The organism is Methanobrevibacter sp. UBA412, from assembly GCA_002495685.1.
Lineage (GTDB): Archaea > Methanobacteriota > Methanobacteria > Methanobacteriales > Methanobacteriaceae > Methanobrevibacter_A > Methanobrevibacter_A acididurans.
The window spans coordinates 48,277-62,443 of sequence record DAGJ01000021.1 but is presented as its reverse complement, the minus strand read 5'-3'; the positions used below and the strand labels follow the sequence as shown (position 1 = coordinate 62,443).

The 14,167-nt window shown below is 27.2% G+C and carries 13 protein-coding genes; 6 read left to right on the top strand and 7 right to left on the bottom strand.

Annotated elements, in window-relative coordinates; translation table 11 throughout:
* Positions 1–20: 20 nt before the first annotated feature.
* Positions 21–908, bottom strand: coding sequence for a hypothetical protein (locus BP997_RS05725; RefSeq protein ID WP_413829030.1), 888 nt, complete (start codon positions 906–908; stop codon positions 21–23).
* Between the two features lie 326 nt (positions 909–1,234).
* Between BP997_RS05725 and BP997_RS05720 the strand changes: the two genes are divergently transcribed.
* From BP997_RS05720 to BP997_RS05710, 3 genes are all read left to right on the top strand, one after another.
* Positions 1,235–2,026 (top strand): CPBP family intramembrane glutamic endopeptidase, encoded by a 792-nt coding sequence (locus BP997_RS05720; protein WP_413829028.1) that lies wholly within the window; start codon positions 1,235–1,237, stop codon positions 2,024–2,026.
* Between the two features lie 205 nt (positions 2,027–2,231).
* The gene (gene oadA / locus BP997_RS05715; protein ID WP_413823878.1) at positions 2,232–3,950 is read left to right on the top strand and encodes a sodium-extruding oxaloacetate decarboxylase subunit alpha; all 1,719 of its coding nucleotides are present in this window, start codon (positions 2,232–2,234) and stop codon (positions 3,948–3,950) included.
* A 447-nt stretch (positions 3,951–4,397) separates the two neighbouring features.
* Positions 4,398–5,141: a hypothetical protein gene (locus BP997_RS05710; protein WP_413823876.1), complete on the top strand. Its 744-nt coding sequence runs from the start codon at positions 4,398–4,400 to the stop codon at positions 5,139–5,141.
* A 1,480-nt stretch (positions 5,142–6,621) separates the two neighbouring features.
* On the opposite strand, the gene BP997_RS05705 is transcribed toward BP997_RS05710, so the two are convergent.
* The 4 genes from BP997_RS05705 to larC form a co-directional block, all read right to left on the bottom strand.
* Positions 6,622–7,131, bottom strand: a complete 510-nt coding sequence (locus tag BP997_RS05705; protein WP_413829026.1) for a hypothetical protein — start codon at positions 7,129–7,131, stop codon at positions 6,622–6,624.
* 78 nt (positions 7,132–7,209) lie between these two features.
* The gene (gene queC / locus BP997_RS05700) at positions 7,210–7,911 is read right to left on the bottom strand and encodes a 7-cyano-7-deazaguanine synthase QueC (protein WP_413829024.1); all 702 of its coding nucleotides are present in this window, start codon (positions 7,909–7,911) and stop codon (positions 7,210–7,212) included.
* A 13-nt stretch (positions 7,912–7,924) separates the two neighbouring features.
* Positions 7,925–8,386, bottom strand: a complete 462-nt coding sequence (locus tag BP997_RS05695) for a GNAT family N-acetyltransferase (RefSeq protein WP_413827440.1) — start codon at positions 8,384–8,386, stop codon at positions 7,925–7,927.
* A 16-nt stretch (positions 8,387–8,402) separates the two neighbouring features.
* Positions 8,403–9,620, bottom strand: coding sequence for a nickel pincer cofactor biosynthesis protein LarC (larC, locus tag BP997_RS05690; RefSeq protein ID WP_413826253.1), 1,218 nt, complete (start codon positions 9,618–9,620; stop codon positions 8,403–8,405).
* A gap of 227 nt (positions 9,621–9,847) precedes the next feature.
* Here larC and BP997_RS05685 point away from each other — a divergent pair, with 227 nt between their 5' ends.
* From BP997_RS05685 to BP997_RS05675, 3 genes are read left to right on the top strand one after another with little or no spacing between them, the layout of a single operon-like run.
* Positions 9,848–11,005 carry a phosphatidylglycerophosphatase A gene (locus BP997_RS05685; RefSeq protein WP_413829022.1) on the top strand — a complete coding sequence of 386 codons (1,158 nt, stop codon included), beginning with the start codon at positions 9,848–9,850 and terminating at the stop codon, positions 11,003–11,005.
* 35 nt (positions 11,006–11,040) lie between these two features.
* Complete coding sequence (gene cobS / locus BP997_RS05680; RefSeq protein WP_413826247.1) at positions 11,041–11,841, top strand: adenosylcobinamide-GDP ribazoletransferase; 801 nt, start codon at positions 11,041–11,043, stop codon at positions 11,839–11,841.
* Positions 11,842–11,870: 29 nt separating this feature from the next.
* Positions 11,871–12,431, top strand: a complete 561-nt coding sequence (locus BP997_RS05675) for a tRNA (cytidine(56)-2'-O)-methyltransferase (protein WP_413826244.1) — start codon at positions 11,871–11,873, stop codon at positions 12,429–12,431.
* A gap of 28 nt (positions 12,432–12,459) precedes the next feature.
* Here the strand turns inward: BP997_RS05675 and BP997_RS05670 are convergent, their stop codons facing one another.
* A complete protein-coding gene (locus BP997_RS05670; protein WP_413829020.1) occupies positions 12,460–13,575 on the bottom strand; it encodes a DUF763 domain-containing protein in 1,116 nt (371 codons plus the stop codon).
* Positions 13,576–13,639: 64 nt separating this feature from the next.
* Complete coding sequence (locus tag BP997_RS05665; protein WP_413826238.1) at positions 13,640–14,140, bottom strand: fumarate hydratase C-terminal domain-containing protein; 501 nt, start codon at positions 14,138–14,140, stop codon at positions 13,640–13,642.
* Positions 14,141–14,167 lie beyond the last annotated feature (27 nt).

Genomic DNA, 14,167 nt, shown 5'->3' with positions numbered 1-14,167 from the left:
ACTATTTTTCATTTATATTTTCATTTTTTTGAATTTTTCACTATTTCTTTAAATATTTTTAATAATTCTTGTAAACCTGTTTTTATTATAATATAATCCTTGGAAATTGTTTCTCTATGCACTCCATAATTTCTGAGAGTGTAGTAGTAGTTTAATGATTCTTCTGGAGAATTTTTATTTAATATGTTTTCATTTAGGTAATCTGAGGAGTAAATTTTTCTCTCTGTTTTAACTGTTTTTAAAAGATTTTCCTTAAATATTGGTTCTTTGGCTATTAGTTTATATTGATTAGATAAATTATCTGTTAATGGGTATTTTATAAATGCGAATCGTTTTATACAAGTCCAAAGTAGGGAGTATGCCATTTGTAATCTGAAAATATGTTGAAAGTTTGAAGTGTTTATCCATTCTAGTTTTTCTTGATTTATAGTGTCTTCTTTAATTATTGATTCTATTTCACATAATGCTTCTTTAAAGAATGGGTCTTCACTTTGAAAATTAGGATTTTTTAATAGTTTACTGTTTTTAAAATCTTTCCCAATTAGAGTGTTTGCTTTTATCTGATTTCCATTTATTATTACTTTGATTTCTTGCCATTTGTAAAATTTTTTAGGTTCAAATGCCCGGATATTGTCATAGGCTAAATTTTTCATGTTTTCTTTAAAATAGTATAATTCACCATTGATTAGGGATTTACCAGTTTTTATAGGTTTTAGTAATGCTATTCCATCTTTTAAATAGATTTCTGCATGTATTTTCCCGGAATTGTGTTTTTTTGTTAGGTTTTTGATTTTATTGTATGCTAATTGGTCTGGTTTGAAAAGTCCATATGCAAAATAGGGTAAATTAATGTTAAGTGGAGGTTCTAATATTTTATCTGATTTTAAATATTCACTTCTTTTAAGCATATTTTTTAAACTCCTTTTTTTATATTTTAACTTGATTTGAGTTTATATTTTTTTTATAATTAATAATTTTTTGAATAAAAGCATGATAAGTTTTTAATATTTTGAATGTTTAATTTCATTGTTTTATTTTCCAAAAGCTTTAAAACTGATTAACAATAAATTATTAAGTTAAATATTAAGTATTTGCTAATTTTTCAATGAATTAGGATAAAATTTTTTAAAAAAAGTATAAATTTTAAATTTATGAGGTGATTATTATAAATACGAGAGAAAATTTTTCTAAAAGAAAACCATTACTTTTCACTATACTCTCTTTGATATTATTCTTGATTATTGGAATTGTTTTAAACACAATTTTTAGTGCAATTAATTTATCACAAGGTTTACCTTATGTTACTGAAAGTGTTACTGAAATTATTTTAGCTATTATGTCTTTGTTTATAATGAAACAGTTAGGCTTGTTTAGTAAGGATCTTTTTGGTAAGCATAATTTAAGTTTAGGTCTTAAATTAGGTTCTTTTGTGATTTTAACTGGTGTTGTTCAGTTAATCATATTTTTAACATTAAATGTTAATAATCCTATGACTTTTACTTTAGCTCCTATTATTGGTGCGATTGTTTACTCATTTGCAGTTGGAGTTTATGAAGAAATCTTTATGAGAGGTTTAATTCTTCAAAATTTAATGACTGTTTTTGGTCATAGTAAAAGAGGAGTGTATAAGACTTTAATATTAGCTAGTCTTTTCTTTGGTTTAGCTCATCTTATTAATTTAACTCATGCACCCCTATTGGATACTTTAATTCAAGTTGTTTATGCTATGACTGCTGGGATTATTCTTGGTGCTGTTTTCCTTAGAACTAATAATTTATTAAGTGTGATTCTATTACATGGTGTATTTGATTTATTCACTTATTTAACAAATACTGTTTATGCAGGACATTTTGTAAGTTATAATTTAGTACAGTATCCTGGAATTTATATTGGTTATAATTTATTCCTTATTATAGGTAACTTGGTTATTGGTTTATTAATTGCTAGAAAGATTAAGCCTTTAAAAGAGGATATTTCCTTAGATGTTAAATCAAGTGAAAATCAGGTTATTGATTTGAAAGTTTAAAATTCCTATTTTTTTTTAAATTTTCTACTATTTTTTTTAATTTTTTTTATGATTTTTAAATTCACTTTATATACCCTTTTAAAACAATAACTATTTTAGTTAAAAAAATCTAAGATAATAATAGTTTATGAAAAAATTTATAAATTATATTGTTAACTGTTAATTATATTTTATAATATGAAGTCATGAAGAGGTGTAAAAAGTCATGAAATCAACAAAAATTACAGAAACTGCATTAAGAGATGCGCATCAATCACTCTTAGCAACACGTATAAGAACTAGAGATATGGTACCTATAGCCGAGGAATTAGATAAAATCGGATATTTCTCATTAGAAGCTTGGGGAGGAGCAACATTTGATTCTTGTATAAGATATTTGAATGAGGATCCATGGGAAAGATTAAGAGTTTTAAAGGAAAATATTACAAAAACACCTATACAAATGTTACTTCGTGGACAAAACTTACTTGCTTATAAAAATTATCCTGATGATGTTGTAACTAAATTTGTGGAAAAATCTTATGAAAATGGTGTTGATATTTTCAGAATCTTCGATGCTTTAAATGATGTAAGAAATATGAAAAAATCTATTGAAGTAGCTAAAAATGCAGGTGGACATGTACAAGGTACAATAAGTTACACTATAAGTCCAGTGCACACTATTGATAAATATGTTGAATTAGCTAAAGAATTAGAAGCATTAGATTGTGATTCAATTTCAATTAAGGATATGGCTGGTTTAATTAACCCTTCAACAACTTATGAATTAATAACCAGATTGAAAGAAGAAACTGGTTTACTAATAAATTTACACTCACATTGTACTAGTGGTATGAGTCCTATAAGTTACTATGCTGCTTGTCAAGCAGGTGTTGATATTTTAGATACTGCAATTTCACCACTCGCATGGGGTACAAGTCAACCTCCAACTGAAACAATAGTAGCATCTTTAAGTGGAACAGAATATGATACTAAATTAAGTTTAAAGAAACTAAATCATATTAAAAAATATTTCGAAAAAATACGAGAAAAATATTCCAGCTTAATTGATCCAATTGCAGAACGTATTGATACTGATGTTTTAACTTACCAAATTCCTGGAGGAATGTTAAGTAATCTTATATCCCAATTAAAAGAACAAAATGCTCTTGATCGTTATCAAGATGTTCTTGAAGAAATGCCACGTGTTAGAAAAGACATGGGATACCCTCCACTTGTAACTCCAACTAGTCAAATTGTAGGAATCCAATCTGTAATGAATGTACTTGGTGGTAAACGTTACAAAAACGTTAGTAATGAAGTAAAAGAGTATATGAAAGGAAATTATGGTAGACCACCTGCACCAGTTAATAAAAGATTAGCTAAAAAAATTATTGGTGATGAAAAACCAATAGATTGCAGACCTGCAGATTTACTTAAACCTGAATATGAAAAATTCAAAAAACAAGGGGAAAAAGAGGGTTTAATTAAAAAAGATGAAGATATTTTAACACTTGCATTATTCCCTGCACTTGCAACTAAATTCTTAAAAGGAGAAGTTGAAGAAGAAGAATTATTATCTCCTAAACAAGCAGATATGACTAATGAAGGAGTTAACATACCTACAGAATATGCTGTAGAAGTAGATGGTGATGTTTTCGATGTTAAAATCATGCCAACTGGATTTATGGAAATTGATGAAGCAACAGATAAAGGTCCATTCACACCAGTTGAAGGTGCATTAACCTCTTCAATGCAAGGAATGATTTTAAAACTCAAAGTAAACGTTGGCGATAAAGTTAAAGAAGGTGACGTTGTAGCAGTATTAGAAGCTATGAAAATGGAAAATGATATTCAAGCCGAAAAAGACGGACAAGTCAAAGAAATTTTCATCAACGAAGGAGATACTGTAAACGCTGGCGACACCTTAATGGTAATAAAATAAGTAAACACTTATTACCATAAACCCCTTTTCTTTTTTTTAAACTTTTTATTATAATTCAAAAACTTTTTTTAAATAAATTCTTCTAAATTTTATTAAATCACTAAAATTTCTCATTTTTCATTAATTATTATTTATTAAAATTATTAAGCTCATAAAATTAAAAAATAATTGTTTTTAAATTAATGTAACAGTTATAGAAACTGCCAATCTATTTTTAATCATATTTTATTGTTTTAATAAAAATCAAATATGGAAAATAAAAGAATAGTAATTTTCACATGCTACCACAATGAGTATTAGTACTATATAATAAAATGAATTTTAATTATTTTCTTTAATTAAATCAAATAAAAGGAGAAAATAATTTAATTTAAAATAAAATCTTAGGAGGTGAAAAAGTATGAAATTTAAAATAAAATACTTTAATTCATTAAGAGGTGACATGTCATGGTAAATAAAAATAAACATGAGTATATAGCTCGTAAAGATGGTGTAGGCAAAATAATATTCAACCAAGAAGAAAACCATCTTAAAGATCAAATTAAATTAGTACCTACATTAACAGATCAATATCCTTATTTATATGAAGCCTTTGTTAAAGATGGATTTTTAGAAGATCCTGACAATGAATATGCTTTTATGAAAGAAATAGTCTATGATAAAAAAGTAGTAGGATTTAGTGTATATAGAACTAGTGTAAATGATAGTTATATATTAAACTTAATTTATGTCTTACCAAAATTTCGTGGAAATAATCTTTTATATGAAGATTTAATGGACACTAAACAAATGTGTGAAACAGATTTAATCCTTATAGATTGCCCAAATAAATATGTTATGGATTCTTTAGTTAAAAATAAGCTCGCATTTTATATTAATGAACACATAATAATATCTCAACTCCCATTATCATTTGCTGTAGATATTAGTGAAGATTTAAAAAAGAAAATAGAACAGGCTAATAATCTTGAAGAAATTCAAACTATAAATGTTAATAGTCCTATTTATGATACAGATATTTGTGGTATTGTTTCATTTGAATCAGAAGGATTACCTAATTTGATTAGTCCATTATTAGATGTAGATATAATGGATTCAAATGCTACTAACCATAGAATGAATGTTAGTTCTGAAGACTATTTTAAAAATCTGAAAAAAGAGATTGAAGATTGTGGTGTTGAATTTAGCTAAAAATCTTTAAAAAATATTTTTATTTTTTTTAAAAAAGGAGATAATGATAACAGTATTACGTATTAATAATAACAAAATAAATAACTAAATTATCTTCTCTTTTTTTTTAAAATTTTAATTCTTTAAAAAATCTTGAGTTAAAAAATAAAACCACTAATTTAAAAAAAAATTAATTATTTAATATTTAATACCTACCAATTCACTAAGTTTAACCTCTTTTTTTAATTGTCCTTTATAATAATTTGATATTTCATTTAGTAAATCTGAAGTTATTAGATAATCCCTTTGTATTTTTTTTGAATCATTTTTATATTTTTCAGATAATTCTATCTCTTGTATTCCTCCTTCATCAAAATCTTTAATAGAAGGTTTATTTTCTTTGTATTACACCTAAACGAAAATAATAATTTAAAGTAATATTCAACTTATTTGAATTTAAATATCCAATAATTTTACATATCTTTAAAGAAGGGCAAGATTCATTAATCTTTTCATCTTTTGAAAAAATAGTCTTCCAACTTTAAATAATTTCATATTATATTTATTATTTTAATAATATAATCTACTTTAAATAATAAAAATTTAAAAATTATATTATATACGTGTTTAAATTTGGAATATAATTCTATTTAAATTATTCTTGTTTATTTTTTAACCAATTTATTAGTTAATGTCTTAGATTTTATTTTAAAAATGTGAATCATGATATTTTACATTTTTAAGTTAATTTTAGGGCTTTCTTTTTTAGAGGTTACTTTTTTTAAAAAAGATTACTTTTTTAATGTTCATGAAGTAACCATTATTAAAGGAAGTACACCTTAATATTTTATTAAATAATATATTAATATTAAATAGTTTTTAATATTTTATATTAATTTGTATAAATGTTACAAAGTTACCTTTTTCTGAAGAGGGTACCCCTATATACATATTTTATATTAATTAAAATAAAAATTCTCACTAAGGGGAGGCTCTAATTTAAAATTTAAGTAACTTTTAAAAAAATATAATAATAATAACCCTATTTTAAAATCTAAGGATTCTAAGGTTAGCTAAGGGTTACTTTTTTTAATGTAACTTTCAGGTAACATTAATAAAATGTAACACTCCCCACATATTTTTAAATATTTAAAAAAGCTTTAAACTCTTTTTAATTCTTTTAAATAGATTAAATCCTTTGATTAGGAATCCTATACTAAAATAATAATTAAGACATGATAAAACTGTTTCAATTTATTTGATTAAATCCAGATCATTACTTTTCATTCTGTATTTATTAAGGAGGATATAATTCATTTTCCCTCTCTTAAATCTCAGTTAATAAAATATTTTGTATTTAAAAAAATAATTCATAACTATCATTAATTAATTTAAATGGTAAAACAAAACGAAAAATTATTTACAATACATGATAGTACTGAAAAAATAATTGAAATTTTTTTAGGATTTTAAAAAAAAATAGTTAGCTTAAAAGTAGTATTTATGAGTTAAAGAATCTTTGGAAACTTAAATCTAGACTTTCTTCATCCATCCATAAGTATTTACTTTTTATCCAAGCTTTAATATCTGCTTCTGAATTTTTTAAATCATTTTGATTAGTGGAATCTAGGTTATAGTAGAAAATGTTTATTTCTTTTGGTATTGTTAGCATATAGTCATATATTTTTAGTAATTGATCTATGCTTATTTGTGGCATTTTTTCTTTTACTTCTTCTTCTACTGCAAGTGGTAGTGATTCGAAATTGTTTTGAATTGTTGACTTGTATACCATGTTGAATAGGTAGCTTTGTGCTACTTGTTGGTTTAATGCTCCAATTGGACCACTTGTATATTGTTTTCGAATGTTACGTGATGCATATAGCACCATGACTAGTGATAGGAAAGCGAATATTACGGATAATCCGTCTATGTAATTCTTTTTCCAGTAGAAAGCATTAACTATTGATAGGATTATTGCTACTATTATGAATATTCTACCTAATTGTGCCATTATGAATTCTTTTTTCAATTTAATCAAGACTATAAAAATTTTTTTTATTTATTTTTTTGTTATTTTATTTTATGTTTTTTATTGTTCATAATCTGTTGGGTCTGGTATTTGTGCTTCTTTGAAAGCTCTTTTACGTCGCATACAAGATTCGCAGACTCCACAGTGTTTGTTGTTTCCTTTATAGCAGGAGTAACTTAAGTTCATTGGGGCATTATATTTTTGTCCTAATTGAACTATTTCTTTTTTATTTAAATCTATTGCTGGTGCTTTTACTGTGATGTTTTGTGGTGATCCTTCTTTTAGCATTTGATTATATTTTTCTAGGAATTCTTTGGAGTTGTCTGGGAATGTTGCTGCTTCTTCTTTATCCCATCCTACAATGATTATTTCAGCATGTTCTGCTTCTGCAAAGCTTGTTGCTATACTTGTGAATACTATGTTTCTACCTGACACCCATACTTTATCTGCTGTATTGGTGCATGTTTTTGTATCATCTAATTTGTTGTTTTCGATTTCTGGTATTGGTTTGTCTGTGGTTAATGCTGAGTTACTTATTTGACCTAACCATTTTAAATCCATTACTGTGTGTTTGATATTTAGGGCTTTACATATTTCTTTAGAAACTTGTATTTCTTTTTTTGCTGCTTTTTGACCATAATCGAATGTTATTGCATGTATATCGTATTCTTTTGCATAGACTGCTGTGGCTACTGCTGAATCTAAGCCTCCTGATAATACTGTTATTGCTTTTTTATGGTTTAAGTTTTCTTTTTTAATCATGTGTTTTTTATTCCTATTTTATTAAGTCTTTTTTAAGTATTTCATAGTATAAAATTTTTTCATTACTTATATTAAATTCTATATTTTCTATTGTATAATATCCTCGTTTAATGTAAAAATTTATACTGGGACTAGTTGAATCTATGAGGATGTAATCATATTTTTCACTTATTTTATCCTCGAAGAAAGTCATTATTGCTGAACCGTAACCGTTTCCTTCAAATGATGGTAGTACGTATAATCTTTTTACATTGTTTTCATGTATTGTTGCTGTTGCAAAGCTTATTCCATGGTATTGGAATACGTACACGTTTTTGTTTTTAATATCTTTTATTATGTTTTCTTTTGAGTGTAGGTTTAGGAAATATTCTATATTTTCTTCAGATAAATATTTCGGATAGATTTCAGTTATAGTGTTTTCAACTATACTAGTTATTATTTCTGCATCTTCTATTGTTGCTATTTTGATTTCCATATTAATTTAAGCCTTTTTATATGTTTTCTTTTAAGTGTTTATTTATTGTAATGTTTGCTTGTTCAACTACATTTTTTAGGGGTAAACCTGTTTTTAGTGCTATTTTTTTCATATCCTCGAATTCTGGGCGATTAGATATTATTTTATTATCAATATATGCTATTTTATAAGTTACTTCATATTCTTGTTTATTTATTGTGATTGGGATTTTTTTAAATTCTCTTTTAGCTATTCCTCTATGTGTCATTGGTGTTACTCTTATTCCAAGTGATCCTGTTTCTGTGAATATTGTTTTTAATAGGTGTTCTGTGTTTTCTTCTTTGGATATTACTTTTAGTATTTGTCCTGGTCGATTTTTTTTCATAATTACAGGGATTATGATTACATCATTTGCTCCTTCTTTTATTAGTTTATCGAATAGGTATCCTAATTGTTCACCGTTTAAGTGATCTATATTGGTTTCTATTACATTTATTTTTTCTAATGGTATTTGGTTTTCTCCTTGTATTATTCTTAATACATTGGGGTAGTTGAATTCTTTCCTGCCTGCACCGTAACCTATTATTTGGGGTTTTAAACTTGGTTGGAATTGTTTGAATTCATCGCAGAATGTTACATATAATGCTGCACCTGTTGGTGTTGCTAGTTCTGTTTCTACTGGTCCTCCTTTAATGGTGATTCCTTTTAAAATATTTAGTGTTGCAGGTACTGGTACTGGTATTCGTCCATGTGCGGATTTGATGTTTCCTCCACCTACACTTACTGGTAATCCTATGACTTGTGTTTTATCTAATCCTAATTTATAGTATCCATAGACGGAGCCTATTACATCTGCTACTGCATCGCATGCTCCTACTTCATGGAAATGTATTTCTTGAAGTGATTTACCATGAACTATGGATTCTGCTTCTGCTATTTTTTGGAAAACTTTTTTACTTAATTCAAAAATTTTAGGATCATAGTCTGTGTTTTGTGATATGGTGTCTAATTTTTTTATTAATTCTGTGTAATGGATGTGTGGATTTTCATCTTCAGGTATTTCTACCCTGCAATATGTGGATTGGATGCCTTTTTTGTTGATTTTATTTAAATGTATGGTGGTTTTTCCGAATTCATTTGCTACTTTTTCCATTATTGTTTTCATTTCATTTGGGTTTACTCCCATATCTACGAATGCTCCAACTATCATGTTTCCTGCAATTCCGCTTTGTTGTGGGTCGATTATAACTACCATGAAGTTTTCATTCTCCTATAAAAAAAATAAATTATAATTTTTTTTATTTTTTATATTTTAAATATTAATATTTATTATGTTGAAAATGATATATATTAAATATGATTTATTTTTTTATAAATCTTAATATATTTTATTTTTCTTGATTATATATTATTTTGAAAAAGAATTCTCTTTTAATTATTGGAAATAAAAACAAAAATTTTTTTATATAGGGGCTATTTATAGTGAATGATACAAGTGAAAAGAACCATTTAAGTAATGTTAAAGTTTCAAATACGGATAATCATATTTGTATTAATAATCCAGATTATTTCTTAACTTTTAGTGATTTAGAAATAAGTGATGGTATTGATATAGTTGAAAATATTATTATTTTAAAGGATGATGTGAAAAATAGTGAAAACCTTGATATTGAGGGTTTAATAGGGTTAACTGAAGATTATAAGGAAACAAATAATATTTCTGGTAGTTATATTGCAACATTTTCTAAGGATTTAGAATATTTCACTAATACTTATAATGATTATGGTATATTGAATATTATACGTAATGATGTTAGTGTTGAAGATTTCACTGATAAATTGAAAGTTGCAAATAGTCCTAAAGGTTTTAAGGATGCACGTATTAATCTTGGTGAAGTTATTTTGATTAATAAGAGTTTAAGTCCTAAACTTTTAATAAACATTTATAAGACTTGTATTAAAGCTAAAACTAAGTTTTTCCAAAGTTTGAATTTACCAGTTCATATTAATAATATTATAAATCAGAATGATTTCTTGGTAATTGCATCTAATCTTCCAAGTCAGGATTATGATGAGGAGTATATGGATAGTGGTGTTGATATTACTCAAGCTGAATATGATGATGAATCTTTAGATATTCCTAAGTTTTTAAAGGATTTAGAGGAATCTGTTATTATTAACTGTGAAGATAGTGTTAAACGTATGGGTTTAGATTTCGGTATTCTTGATTATCTTGTTTCTGAAGGTATACAGATTAGTGATTTAGTTGATGCGGGTTTTGAACTTTGTGTTGGTGTTGAGGTTACTAATGATTTGAAGAATCGTTTAGAAGAAGAAATCCTTAAGAGTTTAACTGATATTAATGTGATTGCTTTATTAATGGCTGCAATCAGAACAGAACAGGATTTTGAGAATAATCGTTTACGTGAAGTTGATATCTCAGATGATCCAGCATATTTATATACTGATGAGGTTTTAGGTTTAGCTATTAGTAATCAGATTGCTGGTACTAAGGCTACCTTTAATTTTAAACGTTACGATGAAAAGAAACCGGGGATTATTTTTGGTTTAGGTCCAATGTTAGATGATATCTTTGCTGGATTAATTGCAGGTTGTATGAGTAAAATATTTGAAGAATAAAGAAAAAGTAGAACAAGGTTGGAGTGAAATTTTTTATGAGTCGTGTTGACAAAAATAGGGATGATTATTTTAATAGACAAGAATTTTCAATGTGGAGAAGTATTCTTGGCTTATTTACTTTTTCAACTATAATCCCATTGAATGTTCGAACAACAATTGATGAAATGGCTAAAATGACATGGTTTTGGCCGGTTATTAATGCTTTTGTAGGATTATTAGGTGTTATTATATTATTTGTTTTAAATAATGTTTTAAACTTACCTTACTTTTTAAGTGCTGTTATTATTTATGGATTTTTCATATTAATTAATGGTTGTCATCATTTAGATGGTTTGCTTGATTTTAGTGATGGTGTGATGTTTCAGGGAACTAGTAAAGATAAAATCCGTGTAATGCGTGATTCATTAATTGGTACTGGTGCTATATCATCATTATTTTTAACAGGCCTTATTACTATTACTTGTTATTTCACATTTATTAGTCATGGTCTTATTTGGATTGTTCTAATAAGTGAAATGTGTGCTAAACTCGGATTATTAACTACTTGTTTAACAAGCACACCATATGTTAATGGTACAGGTAAAAGTTTCATAGAATACACAAATAAAACCAACTACATTGTGAGTGTTATTATTTGTTTAATTATCGCATTAGTTATTAATACAAAATTAGGAGTATTTGGAGTAATTGGTGGTATACTTGGTGGAGCATTAACTAGTCTTGTATGTAAACATCATATGAAATTTGCAACAGGTGATGTTTTAGGTGCAAGTAATGAAATAGGACGTATGTTTTCACTTTTAATGATGATTATACCATATGTACTCATAGTATAAAAAAATTATTTTTTAGAGGTTTGATATTTTTGAAGATTAATGTTTTAAGATTAGATCATAGATTAAAAAGAGATACACGTATCACAACACATGTATGCTTAACAAGTAGAGCTTTTGGTGCAAGTAAAGTTTGGTTAAGTGGAGAACAAGATCATAGATTAATGGATAATGTTCGAGACATTGTAAACCGTTGGGGTGGTGACTTTGAAGTTGCCTATGAAAAGAACTTTATGAAAGTTATCACAGATTGGAGAGATAATGGTGGGAAAATAGTTCACTTAACAATGTATGGTTCACAAGCACAAGACGTTGTAAGTGAAGTTAGAAATTCAGATAAAGATATTTTAATAGTTGTAGGTGGAGCTAAAGTCCCAACTAAGGTTTATGAAAATAGTGACTGGAATGTTAGTGTTACAACACAACCTCACAGTGAAGTTGCAGCATTAGCAGTATTTCAACATATGTTAATGGATGGGGAAGAATTTAATATTGAATTTGAAGAACCAGTCTTTGAAGTTATTCCAGAAGCTCATGGAAAACATGTAAATATTCATGATGAAAATAAGAAAAGTCATGGAATAGACCATTAAAATATAATTTAAATACTAATTTTATTTTTTAGGTGATAAAATCATCTAATCTTTTTATTGCTTTTATTCTCTCATCTTTATTTATATGGGATTCTTCTATTGCTTGTCTCATTGTATTAATTGAATTATCATATACTTCACGATTTACAGGATAAGGGAAACCATCTTTACCTCCATGTGTGAAACTATATTTCACAGGATCTTCCCAACTTGCAGGTTCACCATATACTAAATCACTTATTAATGCTAATGCTCTTATCTTTTTCGGACCAATACCATGTAAAAGGAGTAATTCCTCATAATTTTCAGGTTGTATTTCCCATGCTTCTTTAAGTACTTCAAATTCTTTATCTGATAAATCCATATCAAGTACTGGATGATGTGCCGGCATGGTGAAACTGGTTGTGGAATTGAAATCTGAGAGTAAAGTTTGTGCTTGATCTTTTCTTTTAAAATATTTACGTAAGTGTTCTGGATTATCATTTATTAAATCTATGCTAATTTGTTGTGTGTTTTGACTTTCTGTTGCAACCATATTTAGTGCTTGTGCTTCTTTTTCATCACAGGATATTCCAGTATGTGGGTTTTCTAACATATCATCTATTGTGTTACTCATCCAATGGTATCTTCTTGCATACTTATTTTTTGTATTCATTCCTTGTTGGACTACTGCCCATTCACCTTTTTCTGTTATGAAGAAATTATGTTGATATAGGGTGAATCCGTCTTGTATGCAACTATTATCTATTTTAGCAGATAATTTACTATTGTTCACCATTTCATCAATTTTATTTGTGGAAATATTGAAAAGATCTCCTGCATGAATTATGCCTTGTGGTGTTTTACGAGACTTAGCACCTTTTCCACCGGAAATGTAGATTCCATGTTTTTCTGGTTTAATTGCTCTTTTTAAAGCTCCAAGTGTTGTTGTGGTTGTTCCAGAGGAATGCCAATCAAATCCTAATACGCAGGAGAATGCTTGAAACCAGTATGGGTTACTTATACGGTTTAAGTATTCTGTGTGACCGTATTCATCTAGTATTACATCTGTTATTGCTTCGGCTAAATCTATCATTCGGGTGAATAACCAGTGTGGTGGGTGTCCTCCATGTAATGGTAAATTCGCTACCCCTTTTCTTTGCATATTAATATTTTTATAAAATTAGTATTTAAATAATTAGAGAGCATTTGAAAAATAGTGTGTTTATTTAAATGGTTTCACCATTAATACTTGCAACTATACCTGGAATATTTTCCACTTCTAATTGGTATAATGCTTCCATTCCTTCTTCTGGATACATTACACATTTATAAGATTTCACTTTACTTGTAAGTAATGCTGCAACAGGTGGTGTTACTATATAAGCACTTCCCTCTTTTTTTAAACCTTCAACAGTTTCAGGGTGTAGGGATCCTTTCCCTATATGTAATTTCACACCAGCACTAGATAATGGTATTATGCTTGATTCTATTTCGGTTTTATTACTAGTGGTTGGTGCAATCCCCGCACTACTAAAAGCTGTATGCATAATCACAGCCCCTTCAAGGTTTACTTTAATTTCATCTTTTTGATTATTTTCTAATAATTTTACAAGTTTTGGCAGTACTGCATCTCTTCCTGTAAGCATTGTTCCTGTAATATTTACCTTATCACCAATTTTAAGATTTTTAATAGTTTCATTTTTGACTGGTGTTGTGATTTCTTTCATATTATTATTTTATATTTTTGAAATAGT

Excerpts from the sequence above, each read along its gene's own strand:
- cobS (WP_413826247.1), top strand. The coding sequence starts at position 11,041 with ATGAGTCGTGTTGACAAAAATAGGGATGATTATTTTAATAGACAAGAA.
- BP997_RS05725 (WP_413829030.1), bottom strand. The coding sequence starts at position 908 with ATGCTTAAAAGAAGTGAATATTTAAAATCAGATAAAATATTAGAACCT.
- BP997_RS05710 (WP_413823876.1), top strand. The coding sequence starts at position 4,398 with ATGGTAAATAAAAATAAACATGAGTATATAGCTCGTAAAGATGGTGTA.
- oadA (WP_413823878.1), top strand. The coding sequence starts at position 2,232 with ATGAAATCAACAAAAATTACAGAAACTGCATTAAGAGATGCGCATCAA.
- queC (WP_413829024.1), bottom strand. The coding sequence starts at position 7,911 with ATGATTAAAAAAGAAAACTTAAACCATAAAAAAGCAATAACAGTATTA.
- BP997_RS05695 (WP_413827440.1), bottom strand. The coding sequence starts at position 8,386 with ATGGAAATCAAAATAGCAACAATAGAAGATGCAGAAATAATAACTAGT.
- larC (WP_413826253.1), bottom strand. The coding sequence starts at position 9,620 with ATGGTAGTTATAATCGACCCACAACAAAGCGGAATTGCAGGAAACATG.
- BP997_RS05705 (WP_413829026.1), bottom strand. The coding sequence starts at position 7,131 with ATGGCACAATTAGGTAGAATATTCATAATAGTAGCAATAATCCTATCA.
- BP997_RS05670 (WP_413829020.1), bottom strand. The coding sequence starts at position 13,575 with ATGCAAAGAAAAGGGGTAGCGAATTTACCATTACATGGAGGACACCCA.
- BP997_RS05665 (WP_413826238.1), bottom strand. The coding sequence starts at position 14,140 with ATGAAAGAAATCACAACACCAGTCAAAAATGAAACTATTAAAAATCTT.